We start from the raw sequence: 25,793 nt of genomic DNA, 5'->3' as shown, positions 1-25,793 counted from the left end.
ATTCTAAGGTGAAGCTAATGGTAGTGACGTGAGCAACTCAATTTAATCTTCATTTCGCGCTTGTTTAGGCAAAACCATATTCAAGATGATGCCCAAAATAGTGGCCAAAGCGACGCCGGTCAGTTGAAATTGACCTAATTGTAAGTACGCGCCACCGATGCCGATCACCAAAATAGTGGCCGCGATCATCAAATTTCGTTTTTCATCAAAGTTAATTTTATTTTCGATCAAGATCCGTAATCCGTTGGCGGCGATCACACCAAAAAGTAAGAAACTGATACCCCCGATCACCGGACTTGGGATACTCATGATCAAGGCACTTAACTTCCCAACGAAACCAAAGACAACGGCTAAAATAGCGGCGCCGACCAAAACATAAACACTGTGGACTTTAGTGATCGCCAGAACACCGATATTTTCACCATAACTAGTCACTGGAGGACCACCGATAAAACCAGCCACGATCGAGGCTAGCCCGTCACCGGAAAGTGTACGGTGTAAACCGGGATCTTTGAAAAAGTCACGATTGGTTAATTGATCTAAAACCATAATATGCCCCATATGCTCCGTCATGGTCACAAAGGCGATCGGTGCCATGCCGAGGATTGCCCCCCAGTAGAATTGCGGCTGATAATTGACAAAGGGAACTTCAAATGCCGGCATGGCGATCCAGGCTGCTTTCATGACCGGCGCAAAGTTAACCAAGCCAAACGCGACCCCGACTAAATAACCACCAACAATGCCGAGTAAAATTGGAATCAGGCTGAGAAACCCTTTTAAAAACATGTTGAAAAAGACAGTCAGGCCTAAGGTGATCAATGCCACAATGAAAAATTTCAAGTCATAATGACTGTTGTTCATCATCGCATCATTTGCGGCACTACCAGCTAATGATAGGCCGATGACCATAACGACTGGCCCAACCACAATTGGTGGCAAAACTTTATCGATCCAGGCAGAGCCAACACGACTGATGATCAAAGCGACGATCAAGTAAACGACACCAACGGCCACACTACCTTGGGCAATAGCCGGATAACCTTGTGTTTTCATCAAGGCCTGCATCGCAACAATAAAAGCAAAGCTGGAACCTAAGTAAGCCGGAATTTTACCTTTAGTCATTAAAATATAAATAATCGTACCGATCCCCGAACTTAGAATCGCAATTCCAGGATTTAAACCAACCAAGATCGGTACCAAAACAGTTGAACCGAACATCGCAAATAAGTGCTGTAATGATAGGCCAAACCATTGAAGTGGTGCTGGTCGATCACCAATATCTAAAATAGCGTTTGAGTTTTTTCCATGCTCTGCTGACAAATAAATAACCTCCTAATAATTGCAATAAAAAAGCGCGCATTTTGCTTAACGATTAGCAAAATGTGCGTTTTCCGGGTATACAAAGCGATCCCATTAAACCATTTTGCTCTCTCTGGAGACAATTAAATCGTTTTTGGTCAATCCATTTTTTGAATTAATATGCTGTCACGTTGATCCAGTTCTTCCACCGCAACCTTGATTTGTTCATGTAATGACGTGGGAATGTTTTTACCAACAAAATCGGCACGAATCGGTAATTCACGGTGCCCACGATCAACTAAAACCGCTAATGAAATTTTTTTAGGGCGACCAATGTTCATTAAAGCATCTAAAGCAGCACGAACGGTGCGCCCGGTAAATAACACGTCGTCAATTAAAATCACATGCTTATCCTCAATACTAACCGGAATATTGGAACCATTGAGTGTAGGCTCGTCCTTACCTGGACGATGCAGATCGTCACGGTACAGGGTGATATCTAATTCGCCAACTGGTACAGTTAATCCTTCTAGCTGTTTCATTCGTTCAGCGATCCGCTGAGCCAGATAGATACCGCGTGTTTTGATACCAACTAAGACTAAATCGTCGGTTCCCTTACTTTGTTCGATAATTTCGTAAGTGATTCGGGTTAACGCCCGTTTCATGGTCACACCGTCAACGACTTCCTTATCCATTTTGCACTCCGCCTTTCTGCACAAAAAAATCCCCTTGCCCGCGCGGCAAGAGGGTCCAATTATGCTAGGTAGTCTACAACCTAACTTAATATCACCTTACTAGCCTCACGGGACTAATTTTAAAGGATCTCGTTCAATTCATTAGACTAAGCATACTTAATTTACACTGGCCTGTCAACCTTGATTTCTTAAAAGTGCCAGCGTATGTTCAAAAATTGCCGGTAGCGGTGCTGTAAAAGTCATCTGTTCTCCTGTTCGTGGATGCTTGAAGCCTAATAAAGCAGCATGTAAGAACTGGCCATGACCTTTTAAAGTTCTTTTAGGACCGTACAGAGGATCGCCAGCAACTGGATGACCAATATATTTCATATGCACACGAATTTGGTGGGTACGGCCAGTTTCCAAAACACATTTAATCAAGGTATAGTTAGCAAAACGTTCCAAAACAGAAAAATGCGTCACCGCGTGGCGGCCGCCGGCGACAACAGCCTGTTTCTTACGCTCATTTTTAGCCCGGGCTAGTGGCGCATTAATAGTGCCCTTATCTTCCTTGATCACACCATGCACTAAGGCTAAATATTCGCGCTGCGTTGTTTTGGCCTTTAATTGGGCAGCTAAACTCAAGTGTGCCTGATCATTTTTGGCCACCATCAGTAAGCCGGAAGTATCTTTATCAATCCGGTGCACGATTCCTGGGCGAATGACCCCATTAATAGTAGAAAGCGGGCTATGAAATAATAATGCATTGACCAAGGTTCCTTGCGCATGGCCTGGTGCAGGATGAACGACCATACCTTGAGGCTTGTTGACCACTAAAACATCATTATCTTCATAAACAATATCCAGTGGAATATCTTGGGGCTGTGCATCAAGGGCTACTGGTGCCGGCACCGCCACAGTGATCTGATCACCAGCGATCACCGCATATTTAGCCTTAGTTTGTTGCCCGTTGACCTGAACCGCGCCAGCTTTGATCAAATGCTGCACTTGTGCACGTGATAATTGCTCAAAATAACTGCTAAGCACTTTATCCAGGCGCCCATTTTCAGTAGTCACCGTCAACGCTAAATTCTCTTCTGCCATATTTACCCTTTCTCGTCTGCGTAAAAAATCAAATAAACAAACACTAAAATCACACCAACCGTTAAGGCACTATCCGCCAAATTAAAAATCGGAAAATTAATAAAATCTAATTGCAGCATATCGATCACATAGCCCAGCCGCAAACGATCAATAAAATTACCTAAGGCGCCAGCAATCATCAACGTTAAACCTACAGCGTACAACCAATGTTGGTGCCGGGCCTTAAACAGCAAATAGCCAAGGACAATGATCACAAGCGGGGTTAAGATCATAAAGAAAAGCTGCTGACCCTGTAAAATGCTCCAAGCCGCCCCATTATTACGCAAATACGTTAACGAAAATAAATTAGGTAACAGATTTTGTACTTGTTGCAAAGCCAGATGAGTTGTGATCCAGTATTTTAACCATTGATCGGCACCGACAACCAGCACCAATAAAATTAAATAAGGCAAAGACGATCCTACTTTCTACAGAAGTTGTTTGAAGCGTGCTAAGTCAGCTGTTAAAGCCAGCTGCAATTGGCGATTATAAAAAACGGCTGCGGGATGAAAAGTCGGCATGACGCGATAAATACGCTTGGTTGGCACATATTTTTGGGTGGCAGCATCATAACATTGAACTGGCCCTGTAAACAGCTGGCCGTGCACAGTGCCTACACGATAGGTTGGTCCGAGTAAACGCCGTAAACCGACATTTCCGATCGTTAAAATTAGATCAGTCGGTAGTTGTGCAAGCTCATAATCCAGCAAAAAAGCTTGCTGCCGAATTTCCCGTTGCGTAGGCGGTCGGTTATCCTTCTTTAGATATGCCGCACCAGTACGTTTGGCAATTTTTGTTCGTTGATGAAATGGGCGACTATGATAAGCGCTGGTTATAAAAATATCAGCCCGGGTCACTCCTAATACAGCTAACGATTTATCAAGCTCAACCCCGGCGCGACCAGTAAACGGTTTTTGCGCCGTAACTTCAGTTTCACCAGGCGCCTCGCCGACTAAAATAAATCGCGGCGTTAGACTGCCATCACCTGCCACTAATCCCTCCACGTCACCATGTACCGTTTGCCAACCGCGGGCCATTAAACTAGCCGGTAAAACAACAGTCATCAGAACAAACCCGTAATTTTACCATCAGCATCGATGTCCATATTTAAGGCCGCTGGTTTTTTAGGTAAACCAGGCATAGTCAAAACGTTCCCAGTAAGCGCGACTAAAAATCCAGCGCCTAAATCAGGTACGAATTCACGAATATGGATCTTGAAACCAGTTGGCGCACCTAATTGTTTCGGTTCATCAGTAAAGGAATACTGAGTTTTAGCCATACAGATCGGTAATTTATCCCAACCATTTGCAATAAAGGTTTGCATTTGCCGCTTCGCTTTAGTTGAAAATTCAACGCCTTGACCACCGTAGATTTTTTGGACGATAGTCGTTACCTTCTCAGCGATCGGTGCCTGCTGATCATAAAGCGGCTTAAACGTCACAGGAGCCGTCATTGAAGCCAAAACTGCCTGGGCCAATTCAAGTCCACCAGCACCACCTTTAGCCCAAACCTGAGTATCAACAGCCTGAACCCCTAATTCAGCACAAAGCTTGATCAAGGCCGATACTTCAGCGGCAGTGTCGGAAACAAAGTGATTGACCGCCACCGTGACCGGTAAACCATATTGTTGCATATTTTGAATATGCCGTTTTAAATTGGCAAACCCAGCCGTCAAAGCTGCTACATTTTCGGTTTGTAAATCAGCCAAGGCCACACCACCATTGTATTTTAAGGCACGGATCGTCGCAACTAACACAACTGCATCCGGATGTTTGCCTAATTGGGGCACCTTAATATCGAGAAACTTTTCAGCCCCTAAATCAGCACCGAAACCGGCCTCTGTGATCGTGTAGTCAGCTAACTTTAAAGCCGCTGTGGTGGCCAGCACACTATTACAGCCATGTGCAATATTGGCAAATGGCCCGCCGTGTACAAAGGTCGGCGTATGTTCAAGTGTTTGGACTAAGTTCGGTTTAAGTGCGTCTTTTAACAGCATTGTGATTGCGCCTTGAACTTTAAGATCAGCTACAGTAATCGGTTTTCTCTCATGGGTATAACCGATCACGATTTGCGCGATGCGTGTTTTCAGGTCCGTAATGCTAGTAGCCAAACATAAAATGGCCATTAATTCGCTGGCCACCGTAATATTAAACCCATCTTCCCGGGGAACCCCTTGGAAAGGACCACCCAAACCGATAACAACATTGCGTAGAGCACGATCATTAATATCCAGTGCCCGTTTCCACGTGATGCGCCGTTGATCAATATGTAATTCATTACCTTGTTGAATATGGTTGTCGATCAAGGCCGCCAATGTGTTGTTGGCGCTAGTCAAAGCATGCATATCACCAGTAAAATGTAAATTAATGTCCTCCATGGGCACAACTTGCGCGTAGCCACCACCGGTTGCGCCCCCTTTAATCCCCATAACGGGGCCTAAAGAAGGTTCCCGTAGGGCAATGATCGTTTGTTTGTGTAAACGATTCAGCGCGTCACCTAAGCCGATCGTAACTGTTGATTTACCTTCGCCTGCCGGGGTCGGATTGATTGAAGTTACTAAAATTAGTTTATGCGTCTGCGGAAGTGCTCGCTGATTTAACGCTGCTAATTTAACTTTAGCCTTATATTCACCATATTGTTCAATATCATGCTGCCCTAAACCAATTTGCGCCGCAATGGCTTGAATCGGTTTGATCTCACTTTGCTCATTTTGTTGTGCAATTTCAATATCAGACAAACAAAACACCCCTTAGGTTAAATTAATTTTGACGCACCCTTGCTCACAAACGAATTGCGATAGCACTAGTATACCGTGTTTTAGGGCTAACGTGAAGTCGGTGTGGCCTGTAATTCATTTAAAGTCGTCAGTAGATCCTGTTTCTGACGCTTAGTCATTAAAATAGTAACGTAAGGCAGACGATTCAATTCAAAGCGGATGCCGTGCTGTAACACCACCACGTGCTGAAGATCACTAAATTGAATTGTGCGTCCTCCCTTAGACCAGATCCGGTGTAGCGTTAGGTTGGCTGCCGTGGTATCTAAAGTCAAGCGCCGCCGCCAAATGCCTAAACCGGCGATGATCAAAAATAAAATGAACGTCGCGATCGTAAACCATTGAATCGTTGTGATCTCTAGCCAACCAATTGCGCTGATAAATAAAATAACAAAGGTCCACGACCAAAAAATAATGCTAGAATATAGATCAGGTTGATAGTAAAAAGAACGTTGCATGTTGTCACCTCATTAAAAAATTTTTAAAGTCACAAAGGATGTGGTCAAATGATTATTTTAGCTACTGATGCAGCTACTAAAGGTTCACCTGGCCCCAGTGCTGCTGGTGCGTTGATCACTCGTGGCCAACAGCGCTGGCAATTAAAAAAAAGCCTATCCCAAATGGATAATCATCACGCTGAATTTGCAGCCGTTATTTTTGGCCTGCAGGAACTGATTCACCGCGGTCTAACTGACGAAACCCTGGAATTACGGACAGATAGTAAACTAGTTTATGATAGTCTTGAAAAAGGTTACGCTAAACATTTTCAACCGGCCGTTGACCAAATCTACCAGCTTGAACAAGCCTTTCCACTAGTCCTGCATGTGTGGGAAGCAGATCATCAGCACCGCGGCCCCCATAATCTAGCGCAGCAGGCCCTCTTTAATCAATTAAACACAAAAAAATAACCGAATCAAGTCCGATTCGGTTATTTTGGTAAATTCCTTATTATTTTAACACGCGGAAACGTTCTTCATCAGCCATATATTCTTTTTCATTAGCTGGTGCTTCAATCGAACCGAATGGCATTTGTGCACGTAAACGCCAGTTAGCTGGTACCGCAAAAGCTTCCTGCACCAATTCATCAACTAACGGATTGTAATGTTGTAGGCTAGCACCTAATTCATTTTCAGCCAAAGCTGTCCAAACGGATAACTGAACATTACCTTGGGCCTGTTCCGCCCAATCAGCAAAATTATCTGCATATAATGCAAATTGTTCTTCTTCATTCCGAACAACTGCTTCATCAGTGAAGTATAAAATCGTGCCAAAACCGGCTTTAAAACTAGCAATCTTAGCTTGAGTGGCCGCGTATGCTTCTTCGGTAGGTACTTCCGACTTCAAGCGTTTAACGACAATATCCCATAATTCATCATGCTTATCACCGAATAAAACAATGGCCCGAGTAGTTTGGCCGTTAAAAGCAGTTGGCGCTTCACGAACGATTGACTTAACTAGATTAGCAATATCTTCCTGACTGGCCGTAACATTTTTACCTAAGGCATAAATCGTCCGCCGATTTTTTAATGTATCAAGTACAGTTGTTTTCATATGTGATTGACACTCCTTAATAGTTGATGATTTATACTATATCAGCTTACTTTTAGTAAGTCAACAAAAGTAATGATTTTTTTAAAATTAATAATGTTTATGGCAAACAAAAAGTCACTTAACTTATAAGTGACTTTTTAGATGGTGGTAGTTAATGGTTTTATAGTATTGGTTTTTGTTTTTTTATTGTTAAGTTAAAGTAACTTTTTTATTGACACTCAACGTTAGCCCTAAATTATTAAAAAAATTAGTTTAGTGGACGCGTTTACCCCAGTACTGGAAGAAATCAGTCCGCAGAGCCCCATTATAGAGCTTCCGTCGTTTAGTTGCCTTTTCACCGTAATAGGACTCAAATTGTAAATCACTGGTCAAAATATACTTACTCCAACTAGTTAACGGCCGGTAAACCTCACCCATTTGTGCGTATAGTCGATGAACTGCTTCGGCGTCGCTTAAGCGCTCCCCGTATGGTGGATTAGCAACGATCACTCCGTTCACCTTGTCCGTATGAAAATCTTTAACCGCTAATTGCTTAAAATCGATATCATGTAACACACCAGCCTCGTTAGCGTTTAATTTGGCAATATCGATCATGCTGCCATCAATATCAGCCCCCATAATATCCAGCACTACGTCGTCTCGGCGCGCTGCGGCCGCTGCGGCACGCTGTGTGGCAACCAATGCGGCATCGACCCAATCCCAGCCCTCAAAGGAAAAAGCGCGTTTTAAGCCGGGTGCAATGTTCAAGCCCTTCAACGCTGCTTCAATAGGAATCGTACCTGAACCGCAAACAGGATCTAAAAATGGCATATCAGTGTGCCAGTTAGTGATGGCAACCAATGCGGCCGCCATATTTTCCTTCAATGGCGCGTCACCCTTTTCTACGCGGTAACCACGTTTGAATAAACTGGGGCCAGTGGTGTCCAAAGTCAGCATGACGTGATCCTTCAGAAGACTGACCTCCAGGGCAAACAGTGCACCAGTTTCGGGCAAACGACCCCGCCGGTGGTAAACTTGACTCATTTTCTCAACAATTGCTTTTTTAGTTAAACGCTGGACATCAGGCACACTAAATAATTTTGATTTGATCGACCGCCCTGCTACCGGGAACTCAGCATCTAACGGCAAATAATCATCCCAGGGTAAGGCCTTGACCTGCTCGAATAAGTCATCAAAAGTAACCGCATCGAACTCACCGACAATGATCTTGATCCGATCGGCAGTCCGCAGCCATAGATTAGTTCGAATAATGTCTTTTAGATCACCACTAAAACGAATTCGGCCGTTTTCAGTTTGGCCATGATAACCTAGCGCCTTTAGTTCATTGGCTGCTAAAGCCTCAATGCCACTAGCAGTAGTTGCAATTAAATTAAATGTTGTCATTTTTTTACCTCATTTTATTTATTAGAATTAATGACTTCAATAGAAATACTTCTTGTTGATCTTTAAAGCAAGTAATCAAACCTGATCTCCTCAACTGTGACCCAATAAGGCGCTCATTCAACCCACCTAACGCACTTTCAAAAAAAAGACCCTCCATCGAAATGAAGGGTCTCCTGATAAGGTGTAAACCTCTGTAAGCCATGTTTTGTCTCACTGATTGGCTCAGGAACACAACCAGTGAGGGCAATCATCTATCTACAGATACGAAGATCTGCCTCCATGCGTCGTTCATTTCCATACATGAAGCGCCCCTACCATAAGTTTGGGTTACTCGCTCGCGGGGTTTACCCGTTCCAAACAATTTGTTTCCAAACTGTATCGTCACTGTGGCACTTTTCAGGATATTAATTGCATAGATTACTCCTTAGCAATGTTCTCCGCCGTTACCGGTTATCCCGGTACCTTAGCTTATTGGGCTAAGCACGAACACTACAAGCATCGCAGCTTGTGCGGGCATGGACTTTCCTCAGCCTACAAAAGTAGACCGCGATCACCCGAAGTTTACACCAGTTAATTAACTATTTAACTTGCGTGGACCATCTTGATTGTTATCATCTAACTTAGCCCCAAAAACGTGGCGTTCCAGATTAGATAAACGCTTCAAGATATCAAAGTTAGTTACTGTTGGATTAGGCTGAGCACTTTGAACATTCTTGTTCACCGTGACCTGCTTGGTCAACTCATCATTACGTGACCGTAAGCGTTGATTATTACCCGCTAACTCATCGACTTTAGCATCATAGGCTTCATAGTCTTTGATCACTTGATCCAGAAATTCATCGACTTCAGCAGGATCATAGCCCCGCATCTTCGTTTTAAACTCTTTCTGGAGAATATCTTGAGTTGTAAAATTTAAATTATCCATTTCAATACACCTCATTGCGCGTTGTCATTAACATGACTGTTAATAGTATAGCAAAGTTTATTCCGCTTGAAAACCATTTTCTTGCTGTTCTTGATAATTATTTGCCGCATCTTGTAATTCATCAAAGTCCAGTAAGGTCAATGGGTAATCATGCTGCGCTTGATAGCGCTGAATCGCCGCCACTGTATAGTGGACTTTTCCCGGTGCAGTTTCATCATATAATAATAAGGCCCCATCTGTATGGGTCAACATAAATTCTTGATAATTTCTTAATTGTTGTGGCGAATGATAGGGCTTATCACTAACAGCCGCTGAAAAATCCACTTGCGCACGCAAGGCAGCTAAAGTGGTTTGGTTAGTTTCATTCCAATTCTGACCAAAATCAGCAAAGGGAAGCATCATTGCCGTTTGTAATTCGGGATAGTCTTTTTTTAACGCGTTGGCCACTTCTAAGCTCCATTGCTCCGTCCCTAATTGACCGCCACTGATCACCCACGCCAAATGTTGCTCAAATTGGTCGATTAATCTGGCCTTTAAGGCAGCTTTAATAATTTTTAACTTTGGTTCGTTGGCGCCGAAAACGCCGAGTTCATAACTGCGGTAACCTGTTACCCACAACCGCATAAGCATCCCTTCTTAATTTTATTTCAAAAAACGTTGGTAATTGCTATAATAAAGGCTTAGGAGTGTGATTATATGCCGTTTCATTATCCAAATGGCAACCTCTACCATAATGATGCCAAAGCCCAGCCTAAAAAGCAAATGCCGCGCAGCCGTACTCGCTTTGATAATCGTGGCATGTCATTAGAAGAGGAGATCAATGAAAGTAATCAATTTTACCGCGCCCGTGATTTGGCGGTTGTCTATAAAAAACCGATCCCGTTACAGATCGTCAAGGTCGACTACCCTAAGCGCAGTGCTGCCGTGATCAAGGAAGCTTACTTTCGCCAACCCTCGACTACGGATTATAATGGCGTTTATCGCGGTTATTACCTTGACTTTGAAGCCAAAGAAACTAAGAATATAGCCAGCTTCCCGTTGAAAAACTTCCATGATCATCAAATTGAACACATGCGGCGCTGTTTGCGCCAGGCCGGGATCTGTTTTGTGATCATGCGTTTCGTTAGTTTAGATCGACTTTTCATCTATCCCGCCTCACCTTTGATCGTTTACTGGGATCAGCAGGCTTCTGGTGGGCGCAAATCAATTCCGTTAAGTCAGATCGAAACAGGTGGCTTTGAAGTACACTATGCTTTGAAACCACGAATTCCCTATCTCGGTGCAGTTGATCAATTAATTGCTTCGTTAACTATTCAAAAAGGAGATCATCATGGCCAATAACAATCAATCACGCGTTGCCCGCCATAAATCCGTGGCAAAAAAGCCTAAAAAGCGTCATCCCATTCGCCGTATTTTTTTGTGGCTACTTGCCTTATTCGTTGTTTTTCTGATCGCAGGTGCCGGTTTGTTCACTTATTACGCAATGAGCGCACCTAAAATAACGCAGGCACAACTATCAAGTCAATCTTCTTCAGTGATTTACGATAGCGCAGGAACTAAGATCCGTACGCTAGGCGTGGAAAATCGTAGTTATGCATCTGGTAGTGAAGTACCGCAAACCTTAAAGGATGCCATTATTTCTACTGAAGATCGCCGTTTCTATTCTAACTTTGGGATCGATCCAGTACGGATACTCGGAGCCGCTTATGCCAATATGACAGGTAGTTCCGGCTTACAAGGTGGTAGTACCTTGACCCAACAATTAGTCAAATTAGCAGTTTTCTCAACCAAGCAATCTGATCAAACGTTAAAACGTAAAGCTCAAGAAGCCTGGTTAGCTATTAAAGTTGATCGTTCTTATTCAAAAAATCAAATTTTAGAATTTTATATCAATAAAGTTCCGTTGGCTAACGGTGTGTACGGAATGGGCACAGCAGCACAATACTATTACAATAAGTCATTAAAGCAACTGGACTTGGCGCAACTTGCCTTGATCGCTGGTATGCCACAAGCACCCAACACATACGATCCTTACGTTAATCCGAGTGCCGCTAAAGCACGGCGCAATATCGTTCTTCAATCCATGGTTGCTAACAAAAAGATCAGTTCCCAACAAGCAAAAACTGCTGAAGCAGTGCCAATCACAGAAGGCCTAGTCGATCAGAAAAAGCAGACCAACACGGCTACTGATAATGTGACCGATGCTTACGTCAGTCAGGTTGTTGCGGAAGTTAAAAAGAAAACCGGCTTAAATCCTTATACCGATGGCTTAAAGATTTATACTAATTTAAATCTAAAGGCGCAGCAACGTTTATACGATATCGTTAACACTGACAATTACGTTAGTTTTCCTGATAATCTCCTACAAACCGGGGTCACGATGACCGACGTTAAAACCGGGAAAGTCACCGCAATGATCGGTGGCCGCAAGACAGGTAATGTTCAATTTGGCCTAAATCGTGCGGTGCAAACAACCCGTAGCAGTGGCTCGACCATTAAACCGATGTTAGACTACGGACCGGCAATCGAATATTTAAATTATTCCACTTACCAGCAAATGCAAGATACCGCCTACACCTATGCAGGAACATCGACTCAATTATATGATTGGGACTTTAAATATCTTGGCCAGATCTCATTGCGAACTGCTCTGGCTCAGTCCCGTAACGTACCCGCAGTTCGAACTTTAGACAAGGTTGGTATCCCTAAGGCCACTAAATTTATTAAGGGTTTAGGCGTTAGCTTCTCAAAAACCTTGGAATTACAAAATGCAATTGGGGCCGATGTTTCCAGTCTACAAGAAGCAGCTGGTTATGCTGCTTTTGCCAACGGGGGCACCTACTACAAGCCCTATTTAGTCAGTAAAATTGATAAGCCTGATGGCACCAGTGAGACCTTTGATCCTCAAGGCAAGCGGGCAATGAAGTCCTCCACCGCCTATATGATCACTGACGTTTTAAAAGATGTGATCTCATCAGGTACTGGTACTAATGCACAGATCAGCGGCTTGCACCAAGCCGGTAAAACAGGGACCACCGATTATTCCAGCGCCGAGTTAAATAATAACACAGCAATTTCCAGTAGTTTATCAAAGGATTCCTGGTTCACTGGCTATTCTAAAAATTACGCGATCTCGGTTTGGACTGGCTACGATCAACCACAACAACATGGGCTGACCGCGACAGAACAACAAATTGCCAGCAGTATTTACCGCGAATTAATGCAGTACACCAATTCCGAAACCAATGCCAGCAACAAAAATTGGACTAAACCTAGTAGTGTGGTCGCCGCTAATATTTTGAAAGGCTCTAATCCCGCCCAATTAGCTGCTAGTGGCGCTTCCAGTAGTCAAGTTACCCGCGAGTTATTTGTTCGTGGGACCCAACCGACTACTACAGCCAGCAGTACTGGCTCGAGCAAAAAAACGTCATCAAAATCAACTAGCAGTGTTAGTAGCAGCAGCTCTAGCTTAGCCAGCAGTAGTTTTAGCTCCACCGTCAGCAGTGCTTCCAGTTCAGCAATCGAGTCTTCCAGTCAACCAACAGAAAGCTCCTCTTCTACACCGACGGAAGCGTCAAGTAGTTCGGCAACTGAGCAAAGTTCAGCTACCAGCGCCACCCCCAGCACGGGACAAAGCAGCACCGCACCTACTAGTAACACAAATAGTTAACCCATCAAAAAAGCCTGACCGCTGCACACCATGTGCAAAGCAATCAGGCTTTTTTGTTTAGTTGGCTTGTTTTAAACCAAGCCGCTGTTGCCCTTCAGCGCAAATATCTAGTAACGGGCACTGTTCACATTTAGGTGCTCGGGCCAAACACTGATAACGACCAAAATAAATCATTGTGTGGTGCGTGGCCACCCATTGTGCCTCGGGCATCATCTGCATCATACGCTGTTCGATTTCCAATACTGTGGCTTTTTGCGGCACCATTCTTAAGCGCTTAGTCACGCGGGTCACATGTGTATCCACTGCAAAAGCAGGAATGCCAAACGCATCCGCTAATACCACATCCGCAGTTTTTCGGCCAACGCCAGGTAATCGCATTAACTCATTGCGGGTGTGCGGAACCACCCCATTGAAGTCCCGTAACAAGGCTTCACTAGCTGCTTTCATATGCTTTGCTTTGTTGCGGTACAAACCAATACTATGGATATCCGCCTGTAATGCTACTTCACTGGCAGCAGCCATCGTTTGTGGATCCGGATAATCTTTAAATAATTGCGGGGTCACTTTGTTAACTGAAATATCAGTCGCTTGCGCACTTAACATCACCGAGATCATATACTGAAATGGGGTTCGTGCATCTAATGATGGCTGCGCGTCAGGAAACATTTTACTCATAACGGCGACAGCTGCTTGAATCTGTTGCTTGGTTAACATCCCCTCAACCTCCTTTTATGATTGCTTATCATCATCCGCTGGATCCGCCCAATTGTACATCGGGATCTGCGGAATAGCGCTGGTCGGTTTAGCAGCAGCGCTGGTATTCGGTTGTTGTCGTTGCTGCCGCTTGTTTTGTTCCTGCTGAATTTGCTGTTTGGTAGTCAGATGCTTGCGTTCCCAACTTAATAGAATCCGATCCATGTACTTCAAACTGTAAGCCTGATTCAAAACTGCCTCACGTAATGCCAACGCCACAATCTCGGCTTGATAATGATCCTGATCCAACCAAGCCGCAATTGTTTCATATTCGATTGGAGATAGCGGGCGACCAAATTCAGTTTCGATCTGTTCAAATAGCTGTTGCCGGGTGTCATTACTTTTTTCCACACTCACTGCCTGTTTTTGCTGCGTTAAATAGGTCGCCAACTTACGGTACAGCAAGGCAAAATCATACTGATCTTGACTGCGGCCTTGTGCATCCTGGGTCGTATCAATGGTCAGTACCTTCTTTTGGATCATCCGGTGGATAATTTGGTACACTTGAGTGCTGGAAAGACGTAAACGTTTAGCAATCGTTGCCATCTCCGGAAAATGATTACCAGCATCATAAAAACTTTTTAATTCTAAATAAACTAAAAACTCATCATTGGTGATGCCCAACTCATGGAAATGAGCCAGCAACAGACTGGACACGGTTGTCTGTCCAGCGTTAATAAATTGTTGCATAAAGGTATCGTCCATACTGCCATCCTTTTCTTAAACAAAAAAGCGCCGCCATTGAACAGACCTTTGTCCACTTAGCCGGCGCTTCTTTGATAACTTACGGGTAAATACGATTCAACAAACGTGGGAACGGAATCGTTTCACGCACATGATCGACGCCGCAGATCCATGTTAAGACCCGCTCCAAGCCTAAACCAAAACCAGCGTGAGGCACGCTACCATACTTACGCAGATCCAAATACCAGCTGTACTCTTTTGGATCCAAGCCAGCCTGTTTGATCTGTTCCAACAAGTAATTATAATCAGTTGCCCGTTCGCTACCACCAATAATTTCACCATAGCCTTCTGGTGCTAATAAATCAGCACAGATCACTACATCATCCCGGGTTGGGTGTGGCTTCATGTAAAACGGCTTGATTTTTTTCGGGTAGTTTAAAACAAAGACAGGCTGTTCAAATTGATCAGCTAGGAAGGTCTCTTCTGGCGAGCCAAAGTCAATGCCCCACTCAACCTTGAAATTATTTTTTTGCAACATTGTGATCGCATCATCATAACTGATCCGCTGGTACGGCAATTTAGTATACCGTTTCAACACTTCCTTGTCGCGTGCTAACAGATCTAATTCATAATCACAATGATCGAGCACATTTTGTACCAAATAAGCCACGTACTCTTCCTGGATCTGTAGGCTTTCTTCTTGATGCATAAACGCCATTTCAGGTTCCAACATCCAAAATTCAATCAAATGGCGCCGCGTTTTCGATTCTTCAGCCCGAAAAGTAGGGCCAAAAGTAAAGACTTTATCAAAGGCTAATGCACCAGCTTCAGCGTAAAGCTGCCCACTTTGGGATAAATAAGCATCCCGACCGAAGTACTCAGTATGAAATAATTCTGTTGTGCCTTCTGGTGCACTGCCAGTTAAAATTGGTGCATCCATTTTGATAAAACCGCGCGCGTTGAAAAATTGATAGCTAGCCCGGATGACTTCATTTCGAATCTTCATAATAGCAAATGGCCGCCGCGAACGGAGCCATAGATGGCGGTGATCTAATAGAAAGTCGATCCCATGTTCCTTCGGTGTGATCGGATAGCCTTCACTTTCGCCGACTAATTCCAAATTAGAAATTTCGATCTCGTAACCGAATTTGGACCGACTATCTTCATGGATCGTTCCGTACACCCAAAAACTAGCTTCCTGATGTAATTGTTTAGCCAATTGAAAGATTTCTTCGCTGACTGCACTTTTAACCAATACACCTTGAAAAAAAGCCGTCCCATCACGCAATTGTAAAAAAGCAATTTTCCCACTCGACCGTTTATCGGTTAACCAAACACCGATTTTTACGGCTTCATCAACATGATTTTTTGCGTCAATAATATTAATTTGTTGAACCATTTAAAAAATTTCCCCTATCTCACTATTTAGGTTGTTCGTAGCGGTGGCCATTTAACTTGGCAAAAACCGCCAGTTGAAACATGACCCCCCCACTTCACTATCATCAGTCACTAAGCCTCGGTACTACTTTTAGCCTGAATAAATGCAGCAATTCGCCGATAAGCCTCATCCAACGAAGCTTGGTCCGTTGCGTAACTGATCCGAATATTGTCAGGCTGTCCAAAGGCCCGGCCTGGTACTACGGCTACATTAGCTTCTTCCAACAGGGCATCAACGAAAGCCTCAGTAGTTGAATAACCACATAACGCAACTGCTTGTTTAACATTAGGAAACAAGTAAAAGGCCCCTTGTGGTTTTTCCGCCAGCGCAAAACCGGGTAAGCTTTGGATTTTAGGATAAAGTAAATTCAAGCGTTGTTCAAAAGCCTGGCGCATTTTTTCTGCATCAGCTTGACTGCCCGATAAGGCCGCAATTGTTGCGTATTGACTGACAGCGGTTGGATTACCTGTCGCATGACTGGCCACTGTCCCCATCGCCTTAACGATCGCCGCATCGCCTAAAACGTAGCCCATTCGCCACCCGGTCATGGCGTAGGTCTTAGAAACCCCCGTCACAAGCAACGTATTTTTCTGAATCGTTTCGCCTAAACTAACCGCCGATACAAATTGATTACCGTTGTAAACTAAATTACTGTAAATTTCGTCGGAAACCAATAAAATATCATGTGCAACTGCCCAATTACCGATGGCAGTCAATTCTTCTTTAGTGTAGATCAAGCCAGAAGGATTCTGTGGCGAGTTCAAAACTAAAGCTTTAGTTTTCGATGTCCGTGCCTGTTCCAGATCTTCTACTGTGGCTTTATGCCCCGCCCCAGTGGTTTTAACCGCTACCGGCTGGCCACTAGCTAAATGAACTTGTTCGGCGTAGCTGACCCAAAATGGTGCCGGCAATAGAACCTCATCATCTGGATTTAAGATCACTTGAAAAATCAAATATAGTGCAAACTTAGCCCCAGTGGTTGCGATAATTTGCTTATTATCATAATGGACACCCGTTTCAGCTTCGATTCGTTGACCGATCGCTGTTTTTAATTCTGGTAACCCGCTGGCTGGCGTATAAAAGCTGGTTTTACCAGAACGAATTGCTGCAATTGCCGCATCTTGAATGTATTTTGGCGTGACAAAATCAGGTTGCCCAATTGATAAATTGATCACATCTACCCCTTTAGCGATCATTTCTTTAGTTTTAGCCGACATCGCCAATGTTGCGGATGGTTGAACCTTCATTACATTTTTCGATAGTGCCATGTGTCACCACTCCCAAACCTATAGATTTTTGATAAGCTTAACCGATTCACCAGTTTTAAAAGCCAATGTTTGGTAACCTAACTGACCGTTTTTATCCACAAAGGCGATCTCCCACACCGGTTTTTTTTGGTAAATACCTAGAGTTGCATTATAAACTTTCTTAGGTGCTTGTGTTCGCCAAACCCGTTTTAATGCAGTATTGCGAGAAATACCTGCACTTTGATTTAGCACGGTGATTTTGCCACCCTTTTGGGCCACAATCACGAAAACAGCCTGATGCTGTTTAGTTTGCCCCGCGACGGTTAAATAGCTGTGCTTATGGTTGAACCAATAAAAATCATCTACTGTCGTCACGTGAGCGTATTTTTCAGCAAGCGCAACTGCTTCACGTTTAGCTGTCACTGCTGGCTTATTAGCCGCATGATAGATAAATAAGGCACTGACGATCAACAATAAAAGTACGCCAATTAGACTATATGATTTCCAATGTTTCCGCATGATTTCCCCTCTAGTTGCAAATTAAGTGATCTACCGCTGCCATAGCGCAGACGATACACAATTATTATAGCAGATTTTTACCGCAGAATTAGCTTGAAAAATTTAAACTTTTCTTGCGAAGAATTCTGTGGTCGCTGCTGCCACCTCAACCAGGCTTGCGGTTGTTTTGGGTAATGAAGCCGGTAATGTTTTCAACATCCGTTTGCCATAACTGGTGGTGACGATCCGATCATCCAGAACCACCATCACGCCGTAGTCAGCGCTAGTGCGAATCAAGCGGCCGAAGCCCTGGCGTAAACGTAGTGTGGCTTGCGGCAACGCCTCCTTAAAGAAAGGATTCATTTTAGCCGCGGTTAACTGCTGGTAACGTGCCTTAGTGACGATACCATCTGGTGCCGCAAATGGCAGCCGCGCGATCACCAATTGTTCCAGTGCTTCCTTGGGCAGATCGATTCCTTCCCAAAAACTGCCGGCACCTAATAAAATTCCCCGTTGACTTAGACTAAAGCGTTTGGTGATCCGTTCTTTGCTACCGGTCATCCCCTGCGCAAAAATTTCCCGCTGCAGGGGCAGATCAGTTTGCAGCAGCGCACGGTAAACTTCGGCGATCATCTGCAATGAATTAAACAAAACTAAAGTTTGCCGCTGATTATCCCGGGTCAGTTGATAAACGGCACGCGCCACGTAGTTAGTGTAAGCATGATCGGCCGCACCACGAATTGCGGGGCCATCGTTGACCACGAAAAAAGCCGCCTGCCGCTTATAACGAAACGGACTGGCAAAGCGTTTCTCCACTACGGCGGTATCCGTCAGCCCCATTTGCCGCTTAAAGTAATCAAATTTATGGCCCACCGTCAACGTCGCTCCGGTGAACACAGGCGGTGCAAAATGTGTCAGTAGTTGCTGCATTAACGGTGTGATATCCAAACGACTTAGTTGAAGCGTCAAACTACTGATATCGCCATAGTCCTTCATAGTCAACCAAACTAATTGCCCCCCACTAGGTTGCGCCAATTGTGCAAAAACTTCCCGTAACAAATGGCGCACTTGTAGCAATTGGTGAACTTGTTGGCTGAAATCCAACCATAGTTTTTGTTCACTTAATAGCCAACTGGCTTGCTCAACCAATAAACGCTGGCGTAATTTATCAGCTAGCAACAAACAATCATTCAATAACCGCCGTAATTTCTGGCCAGCACCATAATTCGTTTCTACCCAAGTCGCCAACTCTTCTGGCGCCAAGGCCCGTTCAATGAAGCCCTTGCGCTGTTCAACTGGTATTTGATCAGCAATAAAATCAGTGAATAACTGTTGCTGTAACTGTAATAATAATTGACCAAACTGATTAAGCCCATAATCCAGCGATACCACATTATAGCGTGCCACTGGATCGGCAGCTAGTAAACTGGCTAACGTCGGTTGCTTTTCCGCACCATTCAAAGTTTTATGCAAATGCTTGACTACCTGCATGATCGCCCCACCAATCAATTGTTGACTGCTAGCTTTTAAGGCCGCAGCGGGAAATTGTTGCGCTTCATCCACTACCAAAAAGCTACCTGTAGGGAAAAAATTGGTGTCCGTAGCGTGCTGGCTTAAAAACGCGTGGTTAGTGACTAAAACATCAGCTTGCTGTTGTTGTTTACGCGCTGCCAGCCAAAAATCATCGGCGTTAAACGGATTATCAGCGGCGATCACTTCATGACTATGATGATTGATCTCAGCAAATAGCGGCGAGTGATAAGTCGTTAAATGTAATTCAGCAAAATCACCGGTTTTGGTCATAGTCAGCCAAACCAATAATTGCATTTTCAACAATTGAACTTGTTTGACCTTATCGGCCACTGCTAAGGCCTGACTAAATTTGGCTAGATCAATGTAGTGTTGCGGGCTTTTGACAATGGCCGCTTGTAGATCGATATCCAGTAATTGATTCAACAACGGAACTGTTTGTTGCACAAATTGGGTCTGCAGCACTGCCGTTGAAGTACTAACCACTAATTGTTGCTGTCCTTGCAAACGGAAACTAAATGGCAACAAATAACCTAACGATTTACCTAAACCAGTGGCTGCTTCTAAAATCAACGGCTGTGGTTGCTGTGCATAGTTAGTGTAAATGATATCCATCATTTTACCTTGCGTTTTGCGCCATTTCAGTAAAGGTTGCAAATAATGTTTTTTAGCGGCATCGCTAGCCGGATATTCTCGGGTGGCGGTAGTTAACCGCGTAGCCGGCACCGCCTTTTTACGCAATGCTAGCCCATGGCTAACATATAAGTAATCTGGCAGTACTGCGGCATCCTGTTGGGCGTATAACGTATAGAAAGCGCCAGTTTCACGTGCAGAACGTGTCGCACATTTAGCTAAGGCCTGGCGCGTCACTAAAGGTAAGTTGGCTAGGCGCTGACTTAAGGCAATAAAAAGCTGTGCGGTAACCACAGCATCACTATCGGCCTGATGCGGATTTGTGTGCTCAATGGCCAATAATTGCGTTAGATCACTGAGCCGATAACTAACTGCGGTCGGTAGTAATACTTGGGCCAACTCGACAGTATCAATTGCTGCTAAGCCCAATGCTGGTTGGCCGACCCGCTGCAATTCTGCGTCTAAAAAAGGATAATCAAAATTAACGTTATGCGCCACAAAAATCGTGTCTTGAAGCAACTGCCGGATTGTTCCCGCCACATCTTCAAAATAGGGGGCCACCTTTAATCGTTTGGTTGTTAAGTGGGTCAGTTGCAAAATATTTGTAGGTACTTCTCGTTCTGGATTAATATCAAGGGCAATTTGGTCGATAATTTTACCGTGTTGAACCAAGGCACAACCAAATTGGATGATCCGATCACCATTTTTTACACTGGTGCCGGTGGTTTCTAAATCAACGATGGCGTAGATCGAGTCTTTATTCATGCTCGTCATCTAGTCTCTTTTCTTTAAATTTACGCAGACGTCAAGCAAACGACGTCATTTTCGGCTAACAGTAGAATACTATTAAAAATAGTAGCATTTTCGGCCGGTTACGGCAATCGCTGGCCCATGATGCTTTAATTTTTTGTGAAAGCTATTTCATCTCTTTACGACTGGTATTTACTTTATTCACGACAATGTATAAACTATTGATGAGCGCAAAGCTAAAAATAACAATTAATCGCTAATTTTAGAATAGAAAAGAGTGGCGCAATGACTTTAAAAAAAGGCATCGGTGTAAGCAACGCCAAAATTATTTTGATCGGTGAACACGCCGCCGTTTATGGCAAGCCGGCCATCGTGATTCCACTGACTGCCGTCAAATTAACGGCAACGACCACCGCTATTGCTGAAGGTCAATTCATCGAAAGCAATTACTATACTGGACCATTGACCCGGGCGATCACCAGTTTTGCTGGTATTCGTAAATTGATCGAAACAATTTTGGCCCGCTTCAATCAGCAACAGGCCAGTTTCAAATTGACGATCACCAGCGAGATTCCTGCAGAACGCGGTATGGGCTCTTCCGCAGCTACAGCGATCGCGGTGATTCGCAGTCTATACGATTTTTTTGACAAAAAAATAAATCGAGCAAAATTATTGGCTCTGGCCAATATAGCCGAAACAGTGACTCATGGCTCGCCTAGTGGTATGGATGCAGCGACAACTAGCTCAACTGCACCAATTTGGTTCGTTAAAGGTCAGGCCAGCTATAATCTACCGATCAACTTAAAGGGTAATTTAGTGATCGCTGACAGTGGTATTCGGGGACAAACTGGTCCGGCCGTCGCAACAGTTCGTGAACGTATGGCCGACTTTCCTCAAGAAACTGAAGTTTTCATGGATCAACTAGCCGAACTAGCTGTATCCACCCGCAAGGCCATTGCTTCTCAGCAACTGGCTCAAGTTGGACAAAACTTCACCACCGCCCAATTGATTTTGCAAACTTTAGGTGTCAGCAATCAGACAATTGATCATCTTGTATTTGTGGCGCAACGTAATGGTAGCTTAGGGACCAAACTGACGGGCGGCGGTCGTGGCGGCTGTATTATTGCTTTGACTGCTGATCAGGCCGCTACCGATCGGCTAGTGACCGCTTTAGCTGCAGAAGGTGTCACTCAAACTTGGGTCCAACCGCTGGCCCATTTGAATCAAACGACTAATAAGGAGTATGACCATGAATAAAGCCGTGACCGCGCGTGCACACACAAATATTGCCTTAATTAAATATTGGGGCAAGGCTAACGCTGAGTTGATCATTCCGCAAAATAGTAGCCTTTCATTGACCCTAGAACCTTTTTACACTGACACCACTGTTGAATTTGCTCCAGAATTGACCCAGGATCAGATTAAAATTGACGGTCAGTTACAAACGACTATGGCTGGTCAACGAGTTCGTACTTTCTTGGACTTAGTGCGCCAACGTGTCGGCCGCGATGACTTTGCCTACGTCAACTCAACTAATCATGTGCCTACAGCAGCCGGGTTGGCCTCTTCAGCCTCTGGTTTTGCTGCCTTGGCCGCCGCCGCCAGCAAAGCTGCTGGCCTAATGCTCGACCGGCCAGCATTATCGCGGTTGGCTCGTCGTGGCTCGGGTTCTGCCACACGTTCAATTTATGGCGGCTTCGTTGAATGGCAAAAAGGCCACAACGATGCTGATTCCCAGGCAGTTCCATTTCAAGAACATATTGATTTCGATATTCAAATGATCGCGATCCTATTAGACCCGCGCCCTAAAAAAATCGCCAGTCGAGCGGGAATGGCGCAAGTTGTGGCAACATCACCTTACTATCCGGCCTGGCCAGCCAGCGCCGAAAAAGACCTGCAGGCCATGAAGACAGCAATTCTTAAAAAAGATTTAAATTTAATCGGACAATTAGCTGAAGCTAACGCCATGAAAATGCATGCCACCACACTTAGCGCTACACCGCCATTTACATATTTTGAGCCGGAAACGCTGCAGGCTATTGAAATTGTGCAAGGCTTGCGTAATAATGGGGTTTCTTGTTATTATACTATGGATGCCGGTCCTAACGTGAAAGTGATTTGTTCCGCTCAAGCAACGCCAACAATTCTTGCTGCACTGCGCCAGCACTTCGCTGCCGATCATTTATTGGTGGCCCAACCTGGCCCCGGAATCAGCTATTTGTAATCTGATGCACTGTTATGCATCCAAACTAAATAATTAAAACGTGGACAGGTACTTGCTTGCACAGTACCTGCAGTCACGCTGCCATCATATTTGTTGTGGTTGAAAGGAAATGATTGTTTGATAACGGCTCAAGCCCCTGGCAAGCTTTATATCGCGGGTGAATATGCAGTTGTTGAAACTGGTTTACCTGCTGTTATCGTCGCATTGAATCAGTTTGTGACGGTAAGTATCGAAAGTAGCGCTGATTTTGGTAGTATTGTGTCCAAGCAATATCAAGAGAATTCGCTTTATTGGTTACGTCAAGGCGATGAAATGGTGTTTGATAATCGGGACAATCCATTTCATTACATTCTTTCAGCAATTCGCTTAACTGAAAAATACGCGCTGGAGGCGGGTAAACATTTATCACTTTATCATTTGCGAATCAACAGCGAATTAGATTCAGCGGACGGTAAAAAATACGGTTTAGGTAGTTCAGCGGCAGTGACTGTAGCGACGATCAAGGCCTTGTTAGCTTACTATGACCTTCCCCTTGGTAAAGATAAGCTCTATAAACTAGCGGCGATCGCCCACCTAGATGTTCAAGGTAATGGTTCCTTAGGCGACATTGCGGCCAGCGTTTATGGCGGCTGGATCGCCTACCAAGCTTTCGATCGTGATTGGTTGCAAGCAGTGCGCCGGGAATCTACATTGACCGAATTATTAAATTTAGAGTGGCCGCAATTGAATATTGATTTGTTGGTTCCACCAGAAAACTTGCAACTCATGATCGGTTGGACAGGCTCGCCGGCATCTACTTCCCAGCTAGTCGATAAGATCACCATCGCGAAGGCCAAAAAACGGCGTGCTTACCAACAATTTTTGGAACAAAGTGCGGCGTGTTTGAAAATGATGATCGCTGGTTTTAAACAAAAAGATCTGGCGGTGATCCAAGCTCAGATCAAACGTAATCGGCAATTGCTACAAAAACTTAGCGATTTTAGCCACGTATCCATTGAAACACCACTGCTTAAAAAAATGTGTAACTTAGCTGAAGAATTCGGTGGTGCGGCCAAGTCTTCCGGTGCTGGTGGTGGTGACTGTGGCATTGCTATTTTAGATGCGGCGCAGCCAACTCATCAACTGGCAGCCGACTGGGAACAAAATGGGATCGAACAACTAGATTTGGCTGTTCATAACGTCACACTTTAGTTTATGTCGTAGGAGGGACCTTAATGACCAAGCTATCCGCACATGCTCATCGTAAGGATGAACATGTTTTTTTAGCCGAAAAGTTCTACCCAACAACTGAACAAAATGATTTCGATCAGCTACGGCTGGTGCACCAAAGTTTACCCGAAATTGCTTTAGATGAAGTCGACTTGACCAGCAAATTGGTGGATAAAAAAATAGCGCTCCCCTTCTACATCAATGCGATGACTGGCGGTAGCCCCCACACGCTGGTGCTTAATCAGCAGCTAGCCACCATTGCCGCCGCGGTAAACATTCCGATGGCCAGCGGTTCACAAAGTGTCGCTTTAAAAGAGCCTGCGTTGGTAGATAGTTTTGCAGTGATTCGGCAGGCCAATCCCCATGGTCTAGTTTTGGCTAATTTAGGTGCTGATGCCGGCTTAGCTCAGGCTAAACAAGCGATTGCCATGCTCCACGCTGACGGTCTACAACTACATTTAAATACGCCTCAAGAGATCACAATGCCTGAAGGTGAACAACGTTTTTACTGGCTAGATAATATTCGGCAATTAGTGGCCGCCTTACCGGTACCAGTGATCGTTAAAGAAGTGGGTTTCGGTATGAGTCAACAAACTCTTAGTCAGTTAATTACTGCCGGCGTACGCCACGTCGATCTTGGTGGCCGCGGTGGGACTAATTTCGTAGCGATCGAAAATGCACGCCGCAGTCAGCACGAACTAGCCTACCTCAGCGACTGGGGTCAATCCACCGTTGAATCTTTGTTGGAAAGCCGTACTTACCAGCAACAGCTGACGATCTACGCTTCTGGCGGTATTCGCCAACCTTTGGATATTGTTAAGGCGCTAGCGTTAGGCGCACAAGCAGTTGGAATTGCGGGTACAATTTTACATCAATTACAAAAAAACGGTCTGGCCGCAACGCAGACAATGCTCAGCGATTGGGCCAAACAACTACGCTTAATTTTTGCCTTGCTTGGTTGTCGCAGCGTTAGTGACTTACCTCAAAAAGCAGAGCTGATCTTTAGCCCGCAACTACTCAGCTACGCCGCACAACGACATATTCATCTATAAAAAAAGCAGAACCTAATCGGAATCTTGAACTGAACCCCCAGAATTGGAGAAATCCAAATCTGGGGGTTTTATCATGTTTTCAAAAGAAACAAAAATTAAGGCTGTATTTGAATTAATTCAAGGAATTCCACAATCAAAAATTATGAGAAAGTACGGTATTAAAGGATCCGCAACGCTGTATGAATGGCACCGGCGACTTAAACAATTTGGGCCAGAAAGCTTAGCTGAAAAGCAATACAAGACTTATTACGATTATTCATTTAAAATAAAGGTTATTAATTGGCGATTAATCAATAAAGCATCGTACCCTGCTACTGCGAAGCGGTTTAAAATTAAACACCCTTCAATAATCTGGCA

General features: G+C 44.4%; 25 protein-coding genes and 1 other RNA gene. 8 read left to right on the top strand and 18 right to left on the bottom strand.

What is annotated here, in order from left to right; all coding sequences use genetic code 11:
• Positions 1 to 42: 42 nt before the first annotated feature.
• The 7 genes from FFM78_RS08445 to FFM78_RS08415 all read right to left on the bottom strand — a co-directional run bounded on the left by FFM78_RS08445 (position 43) and on the right by FFM78_RS08415 (position 6,347).
• Positions 43 to 1,320: a solute carrier family 23 protein gene (locus FFM78_RS08445; protein ID WP_137638006.1), complete on the bottom strand. Its 1,278-nt coding sequence runs from the start codon at positions 1,318 to 1,320 to the stop codon at positions 43 to 45.
• 137 nt (positions 1,321 to 1,457) lie between these two features.
• Positions 1,458 to 1,994: a bifunctional pyr operon transcriptional regulator/uracil phosphoribosyltransferase PyrR gene (pyrR, locus tag FFM78_RS08440; protein ID WP_137638005.1), complete on the bottom strand. Its 537-nt coding sequence runs from the start codon at positions 1,992 to 1,994 to the stop codon at positions 1,458 to 1,460.
• 174 nt (positions 1,995 to 2,168) lie between these two features.
• Positions 2,169 to 3,077: an RluA family pseudouridine synthase gene (locus FFM78_RS08435; RefSeq protein WP_137638004.1), complete on the bottom strand. Its 909-nt coding sequence runs from the start codon at positions 3,075 to 3,077 to the stop codon at positions 2,169 to 2,171.
• Between the two features lie 2 nt (positions 3,078 to 3,079).
• Positions 3,080 to 3,529, bottom strand: coding sequence for a signal peptidase II (gene lspA / locus FFM78_RS08430; protein ID WP_137638003.1), 450 nt, complete (start codon positions 3,527 to 3,529; stop codon positions 3,080 to 3,082).
• 15 nt (positions 3,530 to 3,544) lie between these two features.
• Positions 3,545 to 4,180, bottom strand: coding sequence for a uracil-DNA glycosylase (locus FFM78_RS08425; RefSeq protein ID WP_137638002.1), 636 nt, complete (start codon positions 4,178 to 4,180; stop codon positions 3,545 to 3,547).
• The gene (locus tag FFM78_RS08420; RefSeq protein ID WP_137638001.1) at positions 4,180 to 5,853 is read right to left on the bottom strand and encodes a formate--tetrahydrofolate ligase; all 1,674 of its coding nucleotides are present in this window, start codon (positions 5,851 to 5,853) and stop codon (positions 4,180 to 4,182) included. Before FFM78_RS08420 ends, FFM78_RS08425 begins: the two co-directional genes overlap by 1 nt.
• Before the next feature lie 86 nt (positions 5,854 to 5,939).
• Complete coding sequence (locus FFM78_RS08415) at positions 5,940 to 6,347, bottom strand: EbsA family protein (protein ID WP_137638000.1); 408 nt, start codon at positions 6,345 to 6,347, stop codon at positions 5,940 to 5,942.
• 48 nt (positions 6,348 to 6,395) lie between these two features.
• Between FFM78_RS08415 and FFM78_RS08410 the strand changes: the two genes are divergently transcribed.
• Complete coding sequence (locus FFM78_RS08410) at positions 6,396 to 6,797, top strand: ribonuclease HI family protein (protein WP_137637999.1); 402 nt, start codon at positions 6,396 to 6,398, stop codon at positions 6,795 to 6,797.
• A gap of 40 nt (positions 6,798 to 6,837) precedes the next feature.
• On the opposite strand, the gene FFM78_RS08405 is transcribed toward FFM78_RS08410, so the two are convergent.
• The 5 genes from FFM78_RS08405 to FFM78_RS08385 all read right to left on the bottom strand — a co-directional run bounded on the left by FFM78_RS08405 (position 6,838) and on the right by FFM78_RS08385 (position 10,378).
• The gene (locus FFM78_RS08405) at positions 6,838 to 7,440 is read right to left on the bottom strand and encodes a nitroreductase family protein (RefSeq protein WP_137637998.1); all 603 of its coding nucleotides are present in this window, start codon (positions 7,438 to 7,440) and stop codon (positions 6,838 to 6,840) included.
• 252 nt (positions 7,441 to 7,692) lie between these two features.
• On the bottom strand, positions 7,693 to 8,823 hold the full coding sequence (locus tag FFM78_RS08400) for a THUMP domain-containing class I SAM-dependent RNA methyltransferase (protein WP_137637997.1): 1,131 nt from the start codon (positions 8,821 to 8,823) through the stop codon (positions 7,693 to 7,695).
• 189 nt (positions 8,824 to 9,012) lie between these two features.
• An RNA gene (gene rnpB / locus FFM78_RS08395) (RNase P RNA component class B) lies at positions 9,013 to 9,385 on the bottom strand.
• Between the two features lie 12 nt (positions 9,386 to 9,397).
• On the bottom strand, positions 9,398 to 9,748 hold the full coding sequence (gpsB, locus tag FFM78_RS08390) for a cell division regulator GpsB (RefSeq protein ID WP_137637996.1): 351 nt from the start codon (positions 9,746 to 9,748) through the stop codon (positions 9,398 to 9,400).
• A gap of 57 nt (positions 9,749 to 9,805) precedes the next feature.
• Positions 9,806 to 10,378, bottom strand: a complete 573-nt coding sequence (locus tag FFM78_RS08385; protein WP_223877038.1) for an SLOG family protein — start codon at positions 10,376 to 10,378, stop codon at positions 9,806 to 9,808.
• Positions 10,379 to 10,444: 66 nt separating this feature from the next.
• On the opposite strand from FFM78_RS08385, the gene recU reads away from it, so the two are divergent.
• The gene (gene recU / locus FFM78_RS08380) at positions 10,445 to 11,089 is read left to right on the top strand and encodes a Holliday junction resolvase RecU (RefSeq protein ID WP_137637994.1); all 645 of its coding nucleotides are present in this window, start codon (positions 10,445 to 10,447) and stop codon (positions 11,087 to 11,089) included.
• Entirely contained in the window at positions 11,079 to 13,418 is a 2,340-nt protein-coding gene (locus tag FFM78_RS08375) for a PBP1A family penicillin-binding protein (RefSeq protein ID WP_137637993.1), read from the top strand. Before recU ends, FFM78_RS08375 begins: the two co-directional genes overlap by 11 nt.
• Before the next feature lie 57 nt (positions 13,419 to 13,475).
• Here the strand turns inward: FFM78_RS08375 and nth are convergent, their stop codons facing one another.
• From nth to FFM78_RS08345, 6 genes are all read right to left on the bottom strand, one after another.
• Entirely contained in the window at positions 13,476 to 14,132 is a 657-nt protein-coding gene (nth, locus tag FFM78_RS08370; protein WP_137637992.1) for an endonuclease III, read from the bottom strand.
• 15 nt (positions 14,133 to 14,147) lie between these two features.
• Positions 14,148 to 14,876, bottom strand: coding sequence for a DnaD domain-containing protein (locus tag FFM78_RS08365; RefSeq protein ID WP_137637991.1), 729 nt, complete (start codon positions 14,874 to 14,876; stop codon positions 14,148 to 14,150).
• 79 nt (positions 14,877 to 14,955) lie between these two features.
• Positions 14,956 to 16,254, bottom strand: a complete 1,299-nt coding sequence (gene asnS, locus FFM78_RS08360; RefSeq protein WP_137637990.1) for an asparagine--tRNA ligase — start codon at positions 16,252 to 16,254, stop codon at positions 14,956 to 14,958.
• A gap of 110 nt (positions 16,255 to 16,364) precedes the next feature.
• Positions 16,365 to 17,561: a pyridoxal phosphate-dependent aminotransferase gene (locus tag FFM78_RS08355; protein ID WP_137637989.1), complete on the bottom strand. Its 1,197-nt coding sequence runs from the start codon at positions 17,559 to 17,561 to the stop codon at positions 16,365 to 16,367.
• 18 nt (positions 17,562 to 17,579) lie between these two features.
• Positions 17,580 to 18,059, bottom strand: coding sequence for a cell wall elongation regulator TseB-like domain-containing protein (locus FFM78_RS08350; protein ID WP_137637988.1), 480 nt, complete (start codon positions 18,057 to 18,059; stop codon positions 17,580 to 17,582).
• 102 nt (positions 18,060 to 18,161) lie between these two features.
• Positions 18,162 to 20,966, bottom strand: a complete 2,805-nt coding sequence (locus tag FFM78_RS08345; RefSeq protein ID WP_137637987.1) for a helicase C-terminal domain-containing protein — start codon at positions 20,964 to 20,966, stop codon at positions 18,162 to 18,164.
• A gap of 270 nt (positions 20,967 to 21,236) precedes the next feature.
• Between FFM78_RS08345 and mvk the strand changes: the two genes are divergently transcribed.
• From mvk to FFM78_RS08320, 5 genes are all read left to right on the top strand, one after another.
• Complete coding sequence (gene mvk, locus FFM78_RS08340) at positions 21,237 to 22,208, top strand: mevalonate kinase (RefSeq protein ID WP_137637986.1); 972 nt, start codon at positions 21,237 to 21,239, stop codon at positions 22,206 to 22,208.
• Positions 22,201 to 23,175 (top strand): diphosphomevalonate decarboxylase, encoded by a 975-nt coding sequence (gene mvaD / locus FFM78_RS08335; protein ID WP_137637985.1) that lies wholly within the window; start codon positions 22,201 to 22,203, stop codon positions 23,173 to 23,175. The genes mvk and mvaD overlap by 8 nt, the downstream gene beginning before the upstream one ends.
• A 117-nt stretch (positions 23,176 to 23,292) precedes the next feature.
• Positions 23,293 to 24,366, top strand: a complete 1,074-nt coding sequence (locus FFM78_RS08330; RefSeq protein WP_137637984.1) for a phosphomevalonate kinase — start codon at positions 23,293 to 23,295, stop codon at positions 24,364 to 24,366.
• A gap of 23 nt (positions 24,367 to 24,389) precedes the next feature.
• On the top strand, positions 24,390 to 25,436 hold the full coding sequence (gene fni, locus FFM78_RS08325) for a type 2 isopentenyl-diphosphate Delta-isomerase (RefSeq protein WP_137637983.1): 1,047 nt from the start codon (positions 24,390 to 24,392) through the stop codon (positions 25,434 to 25,436).
• A 73-nt stretch (positions 25,437 to 25,509) separates the two neighbouring features.
• Positions 25,510 to 25,793 (top strand): helix-turn-helix domain-containing protein (locus FFM78_RS08320; protein WP_223877037.1); only part of this gene is annotated, 284 nt, incomplete at its 3' end.

The sequence above is a fragment of the Loigolactobacillus binensis genome (assembly GCF_005405165.1).
GTDB lineage: Bacteria > Bacillota > Bacilli > Lactobacillales > Lactobacillaceae > Loigolactobacillus > Loigolactobacillus binensis.
Note: the sequence above shows the minus strand (reverse complement) of the source record. Positions and strands in the feature narration are given on the sequence as shown.